We start from the raw sequence: 17,970 nt of genomic DNA, 5'->3' as shown, positions 1-17,970 counted from the left end.
ACGGGTAGGCAGTCGGCTGAGTATCCGCCGGAGAATTGCAATAAAAGTTCAGTACTATACTTTTCAGCGCTCCCGCGAATCCGGCCTTCGAACGTCGGCTCAGGGGGGAAGCAGACAGTCCGTTATGGCCACAATCCCCGAGCCTCGTGCGCTTCCGAGATGCGAGAGAGCGCAACGATGTACGCCGCATCACGCCATGTCACGTCGCGCCGCTCAAATTCCGTTCTAACCGACTCCCAGGCGGTCTGCATCTCCGCTTCGAGTTCGTCGTTCACCCGTTCGAGCGACCACGCTCGCCGATTGATATCTTGAAGCCACTCGAAGTAACTCACTGTGACTCCGCCAGCGTTGGCGAGAATATCTGGAATCACAGCGATATCTCCGTCCGTAAGGATCGAATCAGCCGCTGACGTCATCGGTCCGTTGGCACCTTCGACGACGAAATCCGCAGCGATGGCTTCTGCGTTCTCTTCGGTGATCACGTTCCCGAGTGCCGCGGGGATAAGGACGTCAACGTCGAGTGTAAGCAACTCCTCGTTCGAGATAACGTCATCTGCGTACGTCGTGACGGCTTCCGGTTCTTCGTCGTGAGACGGAACGGCAGCCGTATCGATACCCGCTGGATCGTACATGGCGCCGTTCACGTCACTAATCGCAACGATCGTCGCTCCCCATTCATCGAGGAGTCGAGCGGCATTAGCACCGACGCTTCCGTATCCTTGGACCGCAACCGTCGTTTCCTCGAGTTGCCGATCGTAGTACTCGCAAACCAACTGCGTGATGGTCGCGACGCTCCGCCCGGGGGCCTCTTCGCGACCTTTACTGCCGCCGATGACCGGCGGCTTGCCGGTGACGACGCCCGGTATCGTTTCCCCTTCCTGCATCGAGTAGGCGTCCATCAACCACGCCATCGTCTGGGGATCCGTTCCCATATCCGGAGCCGGGATATCTTGATTGGGCCCGATAACGTCGCGTATCTCCTGTGTGAACCGCCGGGTGAGGCGTTCTTTCTCGCCCGGACTCAGTTCCTTCGGATTGACCGCGATACCTCCCTTGGCACCACCGAACGGAAGGTCCATGACCGCACATTTCCAGGTCATCCACATCCCGAGTCCGACGCATTCGTCTCTCGTTACGTCGGGGTGATATCGGAGTCCGCCCTTGAAGGGGCCTCTGACGCTATCGTGTTGGGCTCGGTAGCCCGTGAACACCTCAACGGTTCCGTCGTCCCGTCTAATGGGGACCGTCACCTCGTGGACCTTCTTCGGATATTTGAGTCGCTCAACGACACTGGGGTCGATATCGAGATGAGTAGCGGCGTGGTACAGTTGTCGACGAGCCGTTTCGAGCGCCGATTCGGGCTCAGCCGAGTCCGTCGTCGGTTCGCCTGACTCGTCGTGCGTAACCTCGGTGTGGGATGCCATGGTTATTCGAGCGGTGTCTGCCGATTTCGCATCGGTCCGCTACAGTCGGGACATCGTCCGGGGCTGTGCTCTTTGATGATGATATTGCCACACTGGAAGCACTCGTATGCCGTTTCCTCGCCCGATTTGGGGTTAACGTCTCTCATAGTGAGTTCGTGAGCGCCGACGGGGGAATCCGGGGCACTCTGCATAGATGTAATAAGTGTATTAGGGAATATTCGGTGGTTGATTATCAAACCGCTTTCGAATAGGGGGGTTAGTTATTCAACCTACTCGGCGGGAACCGTGACGGAGAGGTTGTTCTTCTCGAAGAGCGTCTCGAACAGTTTCCGCTGGACGGTGCGAGCATGCTTGTAGAACGCGGGCGGGGAGATTCCGAGTGTCTCCGCGACCTCTTCGCCCGTACGTTCGCGCGGCGATTCGAAGAACCCGCTATAGTAGGCCGTCTGGATCACCTCTAGTTGTCGCTCGGTCAACTTCTCGAGGAACGTCGCGTAGAGGTCGCGCTCTATCGACTGATCGAGCGTTTGCTTCGAGCGGAGTTCGACGGTGGAGAACGTCTCTCGGACGAGGCGTGTAATCGTTCGGACGTCGATACTATCCGGGATATCGATGACGAGCGTCGTGGCGGTCGGACCGGCAGTCGCTTCTCGAAAGACGGCACCGTGATCGGCGAGTTCTAAGGCCAAAAACGGTTGCGTGAGTCGCAACCGCAAGACGCCGCCTTCGCCGTCCGCGCTGATCTGCTGGACGTCGTCGATCGCGACGAGCCGAGATGCCGCTTCGGCGACATCCGTCGGCGATGCGTCTTCGACGGTTATGAACACGTAACTCCCCTCCGTCGACTGCTGAACCCCTCCCTGATATGAGAGCGTACACGCTGCGTCCCGTGCGAGACGCGAGAGGACGAACGTGGGGTCGTCGACGGAGAACTCGACGCGCGTCACTGACGTCGTGAGAAGCGCGTTCTTCCGTTCGATCGCGCTGAGTGCGGAGGCGATGGTCTCCCCGAGTTCGGCCAGGACGACCCCTCCGGTGTCATCGAACGCACCCTGTGTCGGTGCGTAGACCGTCAGCACACCGTGCGTCAGGTCGTTGTACACGAGCGGGATACTCAACACCGAGAGGTAGTCACGGGCGAGGGCGTCCTTTCGCCACGGTTCGTCGCGGAGACCGGCGGCGACGTTCGGCACCGTCGTCACCTCACCGGTCGCGGCGGCTTGCCCGGCCGGCTCCGTATCCGACGGAGCGACGGCGAACGACTGGCTATCCAGATATCCCCGTTCAGTGCCGGCCCAGGCCCGCGGGTCGACGGTGTCGGTCGTCGGGTCGATCGTCCCGATCCAGGCGAACCTGAATCGGTCGTCGGCGGTCAACAACTCACAGACGGCACGGTCGATCTCTTCTCGTGTTTCCGCCTGGACGAGCGCTTGGTCGATCTCGCGAATCGTCTCGTTGATGCGGTTCAACGCGGTGAGCTGTTCGTTCTGTTGCTGCAGTGTGCGGTCTTGCTCGCGGAGTCGTGACTCGCGAGTGACGCGGTCGAGGGCCGCTTCAGCCGTTGCCGCGAGGAGATCGGCCAGTTCACGAGTCACGTCGTCGAAGGCACCGATCTGATCCGAGCCCGCAAAGAACACACCGTGATCGCCGAGGGGAATATAGGTCCCACTTCGGAGGTCCGTCGCTCGGTTCTCGAGCCGGTCTGCGTCGTGGACGTCGTCGAAGAACAGCGCCTCGTCCTCGACGAAACTGTAACTCGGGAGGGTTTCGCCGTTGACGTGCACGGTCGGGAGCGGACCGTTCAGTTCCTTCATCGTCGCGGAGTGCGCCGCAGGTCGGAGTTCGTTGGCGTCGGCATCGAAGAGATAGACGGCACTCGCATCGAGATTGAGAACACCGGGTGTGTCGTCGACGACGTGTTGTGCGATCTCTTGGTGGGTTTCGGCGTAGAGGAAATCCCGGGCAGTTTCGTGGAGCGTCGCCAGCGCTTCCTCGCGTTGCTTGCGTTTCGTGATCTCTCGACAGCTGAACAGCAGTGTTCCGTCCTGAATCGACACTTCTCGAACGTTGACCAACAGCGTGTGTTCTCGCCCGGCTTTGTCGATCGCCGTCGTCTCGATGTTTTTGAGGACGCCTTCTGCTGCGAGTTCGTCGCGGTCGAAGAGGTCCTCTCCAAGGAGGGCGTCGATCGTACCGAGCTCTCGGATCTCTTCGACCGTGTAGCCGAAAATGAAGTGTACGTTGGGACAGACGTAGGTGTACTCGCCGTGTTCGTCCGTCATGAGGACGGTATCGGTCATGTTGTTGAGCGTGACGCGATGAAGCTCCTCCGATCGACGGAGACTTCGTTCGAGCGCCACCCGCTCGGTGATATCGACTCCCTCGATGAGTATCGAAACCAGATCGCCGCGTTCGTTCTCGACGGGGCGTACAGAGAGATCGATGACGCGCGGGTCCTCGACGTGAGGTGGTTGTGGGATGACGACGTTTCCGAACGTACCGTCGAGTGCGTTCTCTACGATTTGGTGAACGTCCGTCTCCGTCGCCTCCGACTGTGACCACCACGGAAGCGTCCAGAACGGTTCGCCGATGACCGTTTCGACGTCTTCGTCGATCATCTCCCGTGCGGTCTGGTTCACGCGAGCGAGCGAGCCATTCGGATCGAGCACCCAGGTCGCCGTCCGCGAATCGCTGAAGATGGCGTCGAACTGTCTGGCCCGCTCCCGCTGTGCAGTCGTCCGCTGTGCGGACCGAACCGCCCGCTCGGTTCGATCCAACAGCTCCGCTCCTGTCTGTTCGGCCGAGTCCGTCAGTGCGACGTAATCAGTTACTCCGGCCTCGATAGCCTCACTAGCGATCGCTTCGCTTCCGGACGCGGTACCAACGATCACGGGGAGCGCGGTGGTTTCGGCGCGGATCTCCCTCAACAGGTCGAGTCCGGTCGTCTCTCCGAGCGCGTACTCGGTGATGAGACAGTCCACGGTCCCCTTCTGGACGATACCGACCGCCTTCGATTTAGTTCTCGCTCGCTGTACAGTCGCGTCCGTTCGTGATTCGAGCGTTGTGGCGAACTGGGTGAGCCATTCATTCGTCCCGACGAGCAGAACGGAGGACGAATCAAGGATGCTCGGCGAGGACGGCATCAGTCGATACCTGCGTGCCAGCGGCAACGTAGGTCGATGCAGCGTTGCACCAAGCTATGCTGCGGTCCCGAAGCGAGAGTGGCGCTCATTACTGGTTGAATCGCTACCCCGCGATAGGTAATAGATGTTTGGACACTGCCTGTTAACCTCCTCGGCTGGTGTTCGTCCGTTGTGGCTCGGTGCGGTCGTTGAGAATCTACAATAATGAAATAAAGCCACAATACTACTGCGGATATTCGACCGACTGCCCACCCGTGAACTATGGGAACATCAACACTCAGCTTAAACGTATGAAACCACGTTTCGATGGGGGTTCGGTCGGTACAATCAGCCCGGCCGCTTAGACTTAACCGAGAGACTACAGTCCTATAGCCGAACCGACCGACGAGAAACCGTCTCCTCGAAATCGCGTTTCTCGACGACGCGGTGAAGGAACGCGGCCGCCGAACCAACCCCATATCGTTCGAACAACTGCACGTCGAGAATCAGCGTTGTATCTTTACTATTGCAGCGTACAACCAAGACTACCTGCCGGTGATCTTGACAGCGGTCTCGTCGCCGGCGACCCGCGACGGCCGCGCCGTCACCCGAACGCGAGGCGTTCTGATCGGCCGCACGAGACGGAGCTCTCGCAAGCGCCGGCGGGTCCGAGAATCTGTCGGAAAACTACTGAAGTCACTGAAAAACTACTCGGTGAGAGCGTTCGACACCTCATTCAGCGAGGAATCGAGCTATTCTCCCGAGTGAACACTTGGTCGCGTGAAAGCGGACGACGAACGCCCTGACGGATATCCCTAGAACGGCGAAGCCGTTCCGGTGTCTCGGAATCCGCAGGGCCGCAGTGACGCACGACTCTTCGACCCGTTCACTCCCTCACTGTACAGTGCCGAGGAGGGGTTAGCTAGACCGTCTCCCCGCGATACATAGGATAATAAATAATTAAAGATAGGCTGCGCCCCCGCGCACAAGAGTGCAAATCGAGTTCACGAGTCGCGAGGTGCAATGAAAAATAGACGGCGGGTTACGGCCTGTTCGCGGATTCTCAGCGTCGACCGAATACCGTGGGTGTTACACCCATAGTTTCGTAACCCTTCCGAACGGTAGAGGCAGTCACCAACCGAAATCCGGTTCGCTCTCCTCTATCGCGAATCAAGCGTTCTCCGACCAGTTCCCTGTTCTGCTGCTTACAGAGTTCAGCAGGCGACCGAACAAGGTCTACGCAGTCACTCGAAACGCGATTCTCGAACCCGAAGCTCTTCGAAATGAGAACACCTTGTTCCCCGTCGAAACAAATCATTCCTCTCGCCAGACAACTTCAACCAGGCTGGTCAAGGATGTGGTCCCACCGACTGTACGCGCCGCCCTAGTCGACGATACACCGCGAGAGAAACTTCTCCGCGGTATCTGCGGACGACGCGCCGAGTCAACAACTCGTAATATCATTTAGCTGTCTTTGCGAGGATTGCCGTGTCTCGTTTGTGGCTGTACGAGCACGGACCGCTGAGCCCGACTGAGAGCGTAAAACCAAATACACTTGACAGTCCCTTGTTATTATAATAAGCGGCTAAACTGAAATACAAGATTGCCTCAGATTCCCGACGCGAGTCTCACACTGACTGAGACGGGATGGAAATTAGCGGTACCTATCAGTCGCAAAACTCGACATGACAATTTGTCGAGGCGCCCGAACAACTGTTAGTCGATCATCCTATCGAGGAATAGCGACCAAAAAGGTGCAGGCGGAGTCGGTCGTCAGCGTGCGCAGTGGGCGAGGTAGATCCGGCGTTCGAGGTGGAGTTGGTATCGTCCCTCGGAGCACGAACCAGTTTGACGTGACGTGACAGGCCGTCGCCGACTCTCGGACGCCTCGAGGATGCCTGAATGCCTCTATTCAGGGGAGGTCAACGTCCACACCCGACTGCAGGCTCGCCGCCTTGACTGTGTTGTACATCAGCATCGCGATAGTCATGGGGCCGACACCACCGGGAACGGGGGTGATGGCGTCCGCTTTCTCGCTCGCGCTCTCAAACTCTACGTCGCCGACGAGTTCGTACCCCTTCTCGTTGTCTGCGTCGACTCTGTTGACGCCGACGTCGATGACCGTACAGTCCTCCGAGAGCATGTCGCCGGTGATCATCTCGGGGACGCCAGCCGCGGCGATCACGATGTCGGCCGTTCGAGTCTTCGCTGCGAGATCGTCGGTGCGAGAGTGACAAACCGTCGTCGTGGCGTTGCCCCACGGTGCCTTCTGGATGAGAAGGTTTGCCATCGGCTTCCCCACGATGTTGGACCGGCCGACGACGACCGCGTCCTTCCCTTCGGTCTCGACGTCGGCGGCTTCGAGGAGTTTTTGAATTCCGAGGGGCGTACACGGTTTGTACCGGGCGTTCCCGGTGACAGTGCGGCCGACGTTTTCGGGATGGAACCCGTCGACGTCTTTCATCGGATCAATGCGTTCCAGCACGACCTGCGAGTCGACGTGGTCTGGCACCGGCATCTGAACGAGGATGCCGTGTACACTGGGGTCGTCGTTGAAGTCGTCGATCTGTTGGAGCAGGGTCTCGGCCGAGGCCTCGGGGTCGATCACCTGGTGAATCCCTTCGATTCCGGTCTCCTCGCAGGCCCGCTGTTTCATCGACACGTAGGTCTCGCTGGCTCCGTCGTCGCTCATCAGCACCGTCGCGAGTCCTGGAGTCACACCTTCGTCGGCGAGTTGCGCCGCACAGTTCGATACGTCTGCTCTTATCCGGTCCGCAATCTCGTTTCCGTCGATAATCGTTGTCATGGTCGGTGGTGGCGCCGTCGTCGACGTTCGGCCCGGCCCCGGTCCGGATGCGCCGCGCCGCTTGCGTCCCACATTCCTGCGGCGGGGGCGCGCCGATGTGCCAGTGAACGTCGCGCACGGGCTCTCTCTCCCAACCTTTTCACCCATCGTAATAAGCCATCGTGGGGTATGTTCCACCCGTTGAAGCCTCCCCTGACCGGTCTGTCCGGGGACGACGCGCCGCCGACCCAGGGAACTCCGGCAGGAGGCGCCAACGCGGAAGGTTTTTTTGAGGACGAGCGCCTCGGTCCGAGTAACGATTGGGATCGACCGGCGGTCCCCCTGAAGTCCTCGTCTCACATGAGCCAGCCATCAGTCGTCACGGAGTGCGCATCGTTCGTCGGGACCGCAGCCTCGGCTCCGCCCGGGGCCCGGGTCCCGGTCGAGGTGAGAGTCACCGTCTCGGACCCCTTCGAGGCCTACCGCCGAGCCCGCGACGGCAATACGGGTGGAACGTTCCTCGAGACGACCGGCGGGCAGTCCGGCTGGGGATACTTCGCGGTCGACCCGGTCGAGCGCCTACAAGTGGCCGCCGACGCGGCCTCGCCGGACGGGGAGAGTCCGACCGTCGGCGCGATCGACTCGCTGCTCGACCGCGAGGAACTCGTCCGCGGGGACTGCGAGGTTCCGTACCCCTGCGGCGCGTTTGGCTGGCTCTCCTACGATGTCGCCCGGGAATTGGAGGACCTGCCGGCGACGACGGCCCCGGACGGGCTCCCGCGGCTCCAACTCGGCGTGTTCGACCGCGTCGCCGCCTGGGAGGCGCCGACCGAGGGCGACGTGCGACTCCGAGTGACCGCCTGTCCCGTCGTCGACGAGCACGAGTCGCCCGCGGCAGCCTACGAGGCCGGCGTGGAAATGGCGACCGAGTTGGCCGAATCCGCGCTCCACGGGGACCCGGCCGTCGGCTCCCCGCCGGTCGCGAACCGACAGGCGACGTTCGAGAGCGAGTGCGGCGAGTCGGCGTTCGCCGACCGGGTGCGCCGGGTGAAGGAGTATATCCGCGACGGCGACACCTTTCAGGCGAACGTCTCGCACCGACTGGTCGCCCCCGCCGCCGTCCACCCCGTCGAGACGTACGACGCTGTGCGACGCGTGAACCCGGCGCCGTACTCCGGGCTGCTCGAGTTCCCGGGGGTCGATCTCGTCAGCGCCAGCCCCGAACTGCTGTTAGACGTCGAGGGCGATCGTCTGTTGACGGAGCCCATCGCGGGCACGCGACCGCGCGCCGACACCCCCGAGGCCGACGCCGAACTGGAGCGCGACCTCACGAGCGACGACAAGGAACGCGCCGAGCACGCGATGTTGGTCGACCTCGAGCGCAACGACCTCGGGAAGGTCAGCGAGTACGGCAGCGTTGACGTCACCGAGTACCGCCGGGTCGACCGCTACTCGAAGGTGATGCACCTCGTCTCGCTCGTGGAGGGCCGTCGCCGCGAGGGCGTGAGCGTCGCCGACGCCGTCGCGGCCGTGTTCCCGGGCGGGACGATCACCGGCGCGCCCAAGCCCCGGACGATGGGGATCATCGACGAGGTGGAGGAAACCCGCCGGGGTCCCTACACGGGGAGCATCGGCGTGTTCGGCTTCGACGACCGGGCGACGCTGAACATCACGATCCGGACGCTCGTCCGCCACGGCGGCGAGTACCGCCTGCGCGTCGGCGCCGGCGTCGTCCACGACTCCGACCCGGCCGCGGAGTACGAAGAGACGCTGGACAAGGCCCAAGCGCTCGTCGACGCCGTCGACGAGGCACTCGGCGAGCAGGGGTCGTTCGCCGTCGAGTCCGCCGCGGACACACTGGAGGAGGTCCGGTGAGATGATACTCATCGTCGACAACTACGACTCGTTCGCGTACAACCTCGTCCAGTACGTCGGCGAGTTCGACGACGTCGTCGTCAGGCGCAACGACGCGATCGACGCCGCCGGGATCTCGGACCTCGACCCCGACGGGATCGTCGTCTCGCCCGGCCCGGGGACCCCCGCCGACGCCGGCGTCTCCGTCCCCGTGTTCCGCGACCTCGAGTACCCCACGCTGGGGGTCTGTCTCGGCCACCAGGCACTGTGTGCCGCCAACGGGGCGTCGGTCGTCCACGCCCCCGAGGTCGTCCACGGAAAACCCTCCGAGATCCGCCACGACGGGTCGGCGCTGTACGACGGCGTCGACGACCCGTTCGAGGTGGGGCGCTACCACTCGCTGGCAGTCGAGGACGGCGACCTACCCGCCGACCTCGTCAAGACGGCGTACACGAACGACGAACAGGGCGTCGTGATGGGCGTGCGCCACGTCGACCGGCCGCATCTCGGCGTCCAGTTCCACCCCGAGAGCATCCTCACCGACGCGGGCAAGCGCATCGTCGAGAACTTCTGCTCGTCGATTGCGAGCGCCTGAGGCGGTTCCTCTCGACTCGCCGTCGGCGCCCTCCGTCGCCCTCCGTCACTCGCTCTCCCTCCTACGGATCCGGTCGTCGCTGGCGGATCCACGACCGATACGGAAGCTGTCACGATGTGGCGACCGTCGGCCCCGCGGCCGGGATTTAAGGCGATCCCGGTCGGTACGGTCTCACGTGAAGCGAACCATCAGCACCGACGACGCACCGGCGGCGGTCGGAGCGTACAGTCAGGCGACGACGAACGGCGACATACTCATCACGGCCGGTCAGCTTCCGCTGACGACGGACGGAGAACTGCTCGACGAGGAGTCCGTGGGCCGACAGACCGAGCAGTGTCTCGACAACGTCGCGGCCATCCTCGAGTCCGAGGGACTTTCGCTGAACGACGTACTCAAGACGACGGTGTTCCTCGACGATATCGACGACTTCGACGCGTTCAACGAGGCCTACAGCGAGTACTTTGACGAGGACCCGCCGGCGCGCAGCGCCGTCGAGGCCGGTGCCGTACCGAAAGGTGCGGCGGTCGAAATCGAGGCTATCGCGACGACCGAGTAGGGCGACCCCTTTCGGACCGTACTTTTTTGCACGCAGACAACCTAATACGGAGTAATGGATTCGCACGATAAGCAGCGCGACAGCGGCTACGACGCCGGAAACGGTACGTCACCGACGGTCCCGACCGGCGTGACCGAGTCAGAGGAGGCGACTCCGACAACCGAGGCCACCGGGGCGGCCGAGGTGACCGGATCGACCGGTTCGACCGAAGCGGAGGAGTTCGACCACGAGAAGGCGCGCGAGGGCGCGCGACTGCTGCTCGAGGCGGTCGGCCGCGACCCCGACGCGCGCGGCGTCTCCGACACGTGGACGCGCCGCGTGCCGGCGATGTTCGAGACGCTCACCGAGGGCCGGCGCGAGGCGGCGAAGCCGACCATGCGAACCTTCGAGTCGGAGACCGACGGACTCGTCATCAAGACGGGAATCCCGGTGTACAGCATGTGCGAGCACCACTTGCTCCCCTTCTACGGGGCCGCACACGTCGCGTACAAACCCGGGGAGTCGATGGTCGGACTCTCGAAGCTCGTCCGTTACGTCCGGTGGCGGTCGCGGCGGCTCACCACACAGGAAGCGTTGACGAGCGGTGTTGCGACGGGTCTGGCCGACGAACTCGAAGCCGAGGGGGTCGTCGTCGAGATTACTGCAACGCACATGTGCGAGGCGATGCGGGGCGTCGAGACAGCGACTGCGACGACGACGCACGAGTCTGTCGGCGAGCTATCGTCGACGGACCACGAGCGATTCCGCGAGTCGGTTCGAGACAGCGGCTGGACTCCCGACGTGTTCTGAACAACTCTCGATGCATTCCGGGCCGGACAGACCACAAAAACCGGAACGTGGCGGCGTCAGTCCGAATTGGTGCTGAGGACGAGGACGGGGACGGGCGGCGTCGAGTCAGTCGCTTCCTTCCGCGTCGGAACTTCTCACCTCGGTAACGAGTTCGCTATCGTTGGTGACGACGTCCACGTCCCCTTCGGCGGTCAGATGGTCGATTCGGTCGGCGAACTGTTCGGAACGGAGTATCTCGTACTCGTTGTCGAGCCCGAGGTACACCGTGTAACACATTAGGACGAGGATGACCGCGAACGGGAGCCCCGTCGTGATGACGGCGGTCTGCAGTGCGCCCAGGCCTCCTCCGATGAGCAGGGTGGCCGCGACGGCGCCCTCGGTGACGGCCCAGAAGATACGCTGAACCTTCGGCACGTCGTGCTTCCCGCCGGAGGTCAGGTGGTCGACAACCAGCGACCCCGAGTCGGAGGACGTGACGAAGAACGTGACGACGAGCAACGTCGCCAGGAGCCCGGAGAGGGCGCCCAGCGGGAACTGGTTCAGCATGGCGAACATCGCGATGGTCTGACCCTGCTCGGCGACGGCGGTCGCGATGCCGCCGCCGCCCGTGAGTTCGACCCACAGGGCCGAGCCGCCGAAGGTGGCGAGCCAGACGAACGAGAACAGCGCGGGCAGGAACAGCACGCCCAGGACGAACTCCCGGACGGTGCGGCCCTTCGAAATCCGCGCGATGAACATGCCGACGAACGGCGACCACGCGATCCACCAGCCCCAGTAGAAGACGGTCCAGCTCCCCATCCACCCCTGGACGGTGTACCCGCCGAGCTCCGCACCTCCGCCGACGATGCCGGTGAAGAAGCTCAGTTGGAAGAGGTTGCCGAGGAAGGCGCCGAGTCCGCCCGAGAGCGTCCCGAGGATGTACAGCGTCGGCCCGATGACGAAGAGGAACACGAGCATGGTGAGCATCAGGTAGAGGTTCGCCGTGCTCAGCCGCTTGACGCCGTTCTCGAGGCCGGCCGCGACGGAGGCCGTCGCGATCGCGGTGATCGCGGCGATGAGTATCACCTGCGGGATCGTCCCGGTCGGAATGCTCACGAGGCCGAGGATGTCGCCGCCGACGTACGAGAGCCCCGTGTTGATCTGTGCGACCCCCAGGCCGAGCGAGGTCGAGAGGCCGAACAGCGTCGCGAACACGGTCACCAGGTCGATCATGTGACCCGGCCACCCGTAGATTCGGTCCCCGAGCAGCGGCCAGAAGATCGACCGGAACGTCAGCGGCAGGCCGCGGTTGAACGAGAAGAAGGCGAGTCCGAGTCCGACTAGGCCGTAGATGGCCCAGGGGTGGAACCCCCAGTGGAAGAACGTCTGAGCCATCGCGGCGGTGGCAGCCCCGGACGTCCCGCCGTCCGCCGTGAACGCGGGTGGGACGACCATGAACTCGGAGGCTCCGCTGCCGAAGTGCCACATCGGTTCGGCGACGCTGAAGAACATCAAGCCGATTCCCATCCCGGCGCTGAACAGCATCGCCATCCACGCAAAGTCGCTGAACTCCTTCTCCGCCTTGACGCCACCGATGCGGATGGTGCCGTACTTACTGAAGGCGAAGTAGAGGATGGTGACGATGAACAGGTTTACCGCTAAGATGTAGAACCAGCCGAAGTTCGTGTTGATAAATGTGAACACCGCGCCGTAGACCTCGGACGCCTGGTCGCCAAGGAGAATGGTCGCTGCGACGAACGCGGCGATGACCACCAGCGAAACCGGGAATACGACCGGATGAACGTCGAAGCCGAACTTTTCGATGTTAGTGTCGCCGGGGGCTCGGTCGGAGTCCGGGTGGAACAGCTCTACTTGTAACCCCTCGGACAGCTCCCCCGTCGCTTGGTCATCGTCTGGCATGGGATTCCTCTCGGTAGTTTACTGGTCGAGCACGGTGCAGTCTGTCGTTTGATCTCATGTTCATTATCCTCCAAGTTGTAGCGGTCGAGTCGTCCAGCGCCTCGTCTGGTCGTGATGTCGCATGATACACAACCTCACACTGAAGAAACGAACGGAGACTGATAAACCTTTACGTACAGTTTGTAATAGTGTCTAGTTGTGGATGACGGGCGGAGCAGGACGATTTCTCGCTGATCCCGATTCGGTTGTCGGATGATATTCTGAGACTCGATGTGAGAGGATGAGTACGGCCGCACACTGCGGACCGCTTCGTCTGTCGTTTCCCGGAAACGCGAGCCGACCCTGAGTAAGCCGACCCGGTTACGATCGCGTCGGTCTCGTCCGCCCCGGCGTAGTCGAAACCTCGCCGCTGGCTGTTCGCACCACACGTCCGTTTCGCATCCGATGTCGCGCCGGTCGCGGTGGTGTGACTCCCGCCGAGGGGTTCCTTACCGGGCTTTCGTCACGTCGGCGACGGGGTAGCCAGCCTCCTCGAGCGAGTCGATGATCGACGCCGCGTGCTCTACGCCGCTGGTCTCGACGTCGAACACGAGGTACGCTTCGCCGACTTCGAGATCCTGGATGGACCGGTCGTGGCGGACGTTGCGGATGTTCGCCCCGTGGGTGGCGATGTGGCCGGATATCTCCTCCATCTTCCCCGGCTGATCGTCGATGTGCACCCTGAGCTGGAGGAGCTGTCGGCGCTCCGTGAGCGCGTGGACCAACACCGTCTGTAACTGCGTCATGTCCAAGTTCCCGCCGCAGAGCAACGGCATCACCGTCTCGCCCGTCACGTCCAGTTTGTCGCTCAGAAGCGCCGCGACCGACGCGGCGCCCGCTCCCTCAACGACCTGTTTGGCCCGTTCGAGGAGGATGAGGATGGCGCGGGCGATTTCGGTGTCCGAGACGGTGACCACCTCGTCGACGTTGCGCTGGATGATATCGAGCGTCGTTCGCGAGATACCGCCGGTCGCGATGCCGTCCGCGATGGTGTCGACCTCATCGAGCGTCACCGGGATTCCCTTGTCTAAGCTCTCGTGGACCGTCTCGGCCCCGGTCGCCTGCACGCCGACGACGCGCGTATCCGGGGAGAGATGTTTGATCGCCGTGGAGACGCCGGATATCAGTCCGCCGCCGCCGATGGGGACGATCACGGTATCGACGTCGGGGCAGTCGTGATACATCTCGGCGCCGAGCGTCCCCTGGCCGGCGATGATGTCCGTGTCGTCGTAGGCGTGGACGAACTCTGCGTCGGTCCCCTCGACGGCCGCTTGGGCCCGCTCCATGGTATCTTGGAAGTCCTTTCCGACCAGTTCGACGGTGGCGCCGTAGCCGCGCGTCGCGTCAACCTTCGTCTGTGGGGCGTTCTCCGGCATATACACTGTCGACTTCGCCCCGCACTTGGTCGCCGCCAACGCGACGCCCTGGGCGTGGTTGCCGGCACTCGCCGCGATGAAGCTATCGACGCCGCGGTCGACGTCCTGACTGATCTTGTTGTACGCTCCTCGGGTCTTGAACGAGCCGGTCCACTGGAGGTGTTCCATCTTCAGATACACCTCCGCGTCGACGAACTCGCCGAGCGAGGTGCTCCGCTCGACCGGCGTGTGCTTTACGACGGTGTCGTCGTCGAGGCGTTCGGAGGCTCGTTCGATATCTACGTATTGGACGGGGAGCCCGTCCGTGTCGTCGTCGGTCATGATTAGTAGGTAAGGTGGGGATGGATCGTTCGTAAGTGTGGATCGCTCGTGAATGAAGGGGTGGTTCTGGGTCGGCGGGGTGACGGCCGGAACCTGAGTTACCGGATGATCTTCTCCCGGCCGGGGTCGAACAGCGGTTCCTCGCGCACGGTTGCGTCGTACAGTTCGCCCTCGCACCGAATCTGCACGTCCGTTCCGGCCTCCGCCCACTGGCTCGGAACGTACGTGTACGCAATCGACTCGCCGATCGTGTATCCGTAGTCGCCGGCCTGTACGTAGCCGATTGCCTCGCCGTTCTTCAGTACCGGTCGTCCGCTCAGGGCGATGTCGGTCGAGTCATCGAGCGTGACGGGAGTGATGCGTGAGTCGATTCCCTCGTCCTTCGCGGCTTCGAGGGCCTCCTTGCCGATGAAGTCGGTCTCCATGTCGACGGCGAACGGGAGGCCGGCCTCGAACGGGTTGGAGTCGGTGTCGATGTCGGTCCCCCAGAGGCGGAACCCCTTCTCGAGGCGCATCGACTCGAGGGCGCCGCCGCCCATCGGCCGCACGTCGAGGTCCTGACCTGCCTCCCACAGCGTCTCCCAGAGGCGCCGGCCGTACTCGCTGGGCGTCCACAGCTCCCAGCCGAGTTCGCCGACGTACGAAACGCGCAGGGCGATCACCGGTACCTCGCCGACGTACATCTGCTTCGCGCTGAAATACGGGAAGCCGTCGTTCGTGACGTCGGCGTCGGTACAGCGCTGGAGCAGGAGGCGGGACTTCGGGCCCCAGAGGCCGATCGTGGACTTCGCGCCCTCCTCGACGTGGACGGAAACCGTCTCTGGAGCGTGCTCCTCCAGCCACGAGCCGTGGATTCGCGGGGAGTTGCCGCCGCCGGTCGTCACCATGTACTCGTCCTCAGCGAGGCGGACGACGGTGACGTCGGCGAGGATGCCACCGCCCTCGTTCAGCAGGAGCGAGTAGCGCACTTTGCCTTCCTCGATATCCATGTCGTTGCTACACACCCGCTGGAGGAACTCGCCGCTCCCCTCGCCCGAGACCATGATCGAGCTGAAGGTGGTCATGTCGAACATCGACACGTGCTCGCGGGTGTGGATGTGCTCGGCGCCCTCGATCGGCGAGCGGTTGATTCCCCCCCAGCCGTCCTGCTCGGGGATGCGGTCCTCGTACTGGTCGACGAGGTCGGCGTTGGACTCGTAGTACTGCGCGGACTCCCAGCCGCCGCTCTGGACGAACTCCGCGCCGAGGTCTCGCTGCTGCTCGTAGAACGGACTGGTCCGCAGCCCGCGATGGTCGTCGGGCTGCCAGCGCGGTTCGACGATGCTGTACACTTGTTCGTAGCGCTTCGCGCCGCGGTCGACGAAGAAGTCCTTCTCGCCGGCGTGGGGCTCGAAGCGTCGGACGTGGATGCCGCCGGTGTCGACCGGTCCCGACGGAAGCCGCGGGACGCCGTTCTCCATCCACTCGGCGACGATTCGACCGTAGCCGGCGGAGTGGGTCCACCAGATGGCGAGGGCGGTCCAGAGCCCGTCCACCTGCGCCGTCGGGCCGACGGCGGGCATCCCGTCCGGCGTGAACACGAAGATTCCGTTCTCGGTGACGGCGTACTCTTTGTCCGCGCTGGCCGGGAGCAGTTCGTCGAACGCCTGCTTCGCGGATTTGTCCCGGTTCGGGTGGGTCGGACGCTCCCAGTGCTCCTTCGTGAACCCGCGAACCGACGCTTGGCGGTCCTCGCTGTTTCGACCCATCATCTCCGGATCGACTGACAGCGACTCGTGATTGTACGATCCCATGCCGAGCGCGTCGCCGTGGGTTCGGAAGTACAGCGAGTGATCCTGATCGCGGCCCACGGGTCGGTTGGGTCCCTCGCTCATGTACTCCTGTATGGCGCGGTCGCCGGGGACGTCGAGCCCGGCCGTGTTGTCGCCGACGGCCGAGTCGGCACCGGAGAGCTCTTCCATCGGTTCGGTGACGACGTACTGGTGTTCGACCGGCGCGATGGGGAGATCGAGCCCGGCGAGCTGGCCGGTTTGGTACCCCCAGTTGTTCGTCGCAATCACGCAGCGATCGCAATCGATACGCCCCTTATCGGTGACGACCGACGTTATCTCGCCGTTCGTCACTTCCAGGTCTGTCACCTCCGTGTCGCCGACGAAGTTTGCCGGCGTGTTCTCGATGTACCATTGAAGCGTCTCGATACCGTCAACCCGGCCGTCGGTCGGAGAGTAGTAGCCTCCGAGAATTTCGTCCTCGTTCACCAACGGGAGACGCTCACCGACCTCCTCCGGTGAGAGGAGTTCGGGTTCGGGCAGTCCGTAGGAGGTTGCCCACTCGAAGCGGCGTTTGAGGAAGTCCATACGTTCCTCGCTGCGCGCGGTCTCGATGCCACCGACCTCGTCGTACGTGCCGATGTCCGAGAGAAATTGACTGGTGTAGTGGGCAGCCTTCGTCTGTATCTTCGATGGCGACGTCTGAAACATGATCCCCGGTGCGTGAACCGACGACCCGCCGGTGACGGGAAGCGGGCCCTGGTCAACGACGGTGACGTCTTCGGCACCGAGTTCCGTCAGGTGGTACGCGACGCTGCACCCGACGGCGCCCGCACCGATAATGACAGTCGTCGATTCAGCAGGAACGTCTGTGGCATTCATCTCTATTACAGCCGGTTCTTTCCGTCAGTATGTTAAATACACCGGTGCCCTCTACAACCTCTTGCCACAGACCGGTTAGTAGAGTGCCTCTATCACCGATATCGCCCTGATTCGTTACTTGTGAACATCTCATTCGCGGCTGCAGCGGACGACCAACCACAAACTGACGGATGTGTGATGTTTCGACAGAGCGGCGGTCGCACGTCGGTCACCGGTCACGAACCGAAAGGTGGCACCTAAGCGGCGGTATCGACGTGTCTCCACCCTTCCCGAAATCTCGACCGTGACTCCGGATTCGTCGGCAGCGCATACGGCCGCGTCGCGGGAGACCGTCTCAGGGGTGACGAGCCGAGCGCGGGACTTCGCGTGCCGGTTTCAGCGCACGTGAGTCTCCGAACCGGAACGAATCCGAGCGTTCGTTCGCACCGCCCGCGAGCGCCTCGCCGGCCGCGTGGTTCGAGTTCGTCACCCTCGAACTGAGCGAGTCTGGGGCTCTCTACGGCGGCCGCGTCGGTCGAGTTGATGCCGTCTCCGGCGCCGGATGCAAAGTCGGCGCCGG

General features: G+C 63.0%; 11 protein-coding genes. 4 read left to right on the top strand and 7 right to left on the bottom strand.

Annotated elements, in window-relative coordinates; translation table 11 throughout:
- Positions 1-122: 122 nt before the first annotated feature.
- From gdhB to C474_RS07090, 4 genes are all read right to left on the bottom strand, one after another.
- The gene (gene gdhB / locus C474_RS07100; protein WP_008385331.1) at positions 123-1,424 is read right to left on the bottom strand and encodes a glutamate dehydrogenase GdhB; all 1,302 of its coding nucleotides are present in this window, start codon (positions 1,422-1,424) and stop codon (positions 123-125) included.
- A gap of 2 nt (positions 1,425-1,426) precedes the next feature.
- Positions 1,427-1,570, bottom strand: coding sequence for a rubrerythrin-like domain-containing protein (locus C474_RS21300; RefSeq protein WP_008385329.1), 144 nt, complete (start codon positions 1,568-1,570; stop codon positions 1,427-1,429).
- Positions 1,571-1,693: 123 nt separating this feature from the next.
- On the bottom strand, positions 1,694-4,567 hold the full coding sequence (locus tag C474_RS07095) for a bacterio-opsin activator domain-containing protein (RefSeq protein WP_008385327.1): 2,874 nt from the start codon (positions 4,565-4,567) through the stop codon (positions 1,694-1,696).
- A 1,891-nt stretch (positions 4,568-6,458) separates the two neighbouring features.
- Positions 6,459-7,352, bottom strand: coding sequence for a bifunctional methylenetetrahydrofolate dehydrogenase/methenyltetrahydrofolate cyclohydrolase (locus C474_RS07090; protein ID WP_008385326.1), 894 nt, complete (start codon positions 7,350-7,352; stop codon positions 6,459-6,461).
- 339 nt (positions 7,353-7,691) lie between these two features.
- On the opposite strand from C474_RS07090, the gene C474_RS07085 reads away from it, so the two are divergent.
- The 4 genes from C474_RS07085 (at position 7,692) to folE (ending at position 11,125) form a co-directional block, all read left to right on the top strand.
- Positions 7,692-9,206, top strand: coding sequence for an anthranilate synthase component I family protein (locus C474_RS07085; RefSeq protein WP_008385324.1), 1,515 nt, complete (start codon positions 7,692-7,694; stop codon positions 9,204-9,206).
- A 1-nt stretch (position 9,207) separates the two neighbouring features.
- Positions 9,208-9,780, top strand: a complete 573-nt coding sequence (locus C474_RS07080) for an anthranilate synthase component II (protein ID WP_008385323.1) — start codon at positions 9,208-9,210, stop codon at positions 9,778-9,780.
- Positions 9,781-9,955: 175 nt separating this feature from the next.
- Positions 9,956-10,336: a Rid family detoxifying hydrolase gene (locus C474_RS07075; protein WP_008385321.1), complete on the top strand. Its 381-nt coding sequence runs from the start codon at positions 9,956-9,958 to the stop codon at positions 10,334-10,336.
- Positions 10,337-10,390: 54 nt separating this feature from the next.
- Positions 10,391-11,125 carry a GTP cyclohydrolase I gene (gene folE, locus C474_RS07070; RefSeq protein ID WP_008385320.1) on the top strand — a complete coding sequence of 245 codons (735 nt, stop codon included), beginning with the start codon at positions 10,391-10,393 and terminating at the stop codon, positions 11,123-11,125.
- Between the two features lie 105 nt (positions 11,126-11,230).
- On the opposite strand, the gene C474_RS07065 is transcribed toward folE, so the two are convergent.
- From C474_RS07065 to C474_RS07055, 3 genes are all read right to left on the bottom strand, one after another.
- Positions 11,231-13,024 carry a BCCT family transporter gene (locus C474_RS07065; RefSeq protein ID WP_008385318.1) on the bottom strand — a complete coding sequence of 598 codons (1,794 nt, stop codon included), beginning with the start codon at positions 13,022-13,024 and terminating at the stop codon, positions 11,231-11,233.
- 488 nt (positions 13,025-13,512) lie between these two features.
- Positions 13,513-14,760 carry a threonine ammonia-lyase gene (ilvA, locus tag C474_RS07060; protein ID WP_008385316.1) on the bottom strand — a complete coding sequence of 416 codons (1,248 nt, stop codon included), beginning with the start codon at positions 14,758-14,760 and terminating at the stop codon, positions 13,513-13,515.
- A 98-nt stretch (positions 14,761-14,858) separates the two neighbouring features.
- Positions 14,859-17,411: a GcvT family protein gene (locus tag C474_RS07055; RefSeq protein WP_008385314.1), complete on the bottom strand. Its 2,553-nt coding sequence runs from the start codon at positions 17,409-17,411 to the stop codon at positions 14,859-14,861.
- Positions 17,412-17,970 lie beyond the last annotated feature (559 nt).

Origin of the sequence: Halogeometricum pallidum JCM 14848 (assembly GCF_000337095.1) — an archaeon.
GTDB lineage: Archaea > Halobacteriota > Halobacteria > Halobacteriales > Haloferacaceae > Halogeometricum > Halogeometricum pallidum.
The sequence above is the reverse complement of the archived record's forward strand: the minus strand, read 5'-3'. Positions and strand labels throughout refer to the sequence as shown.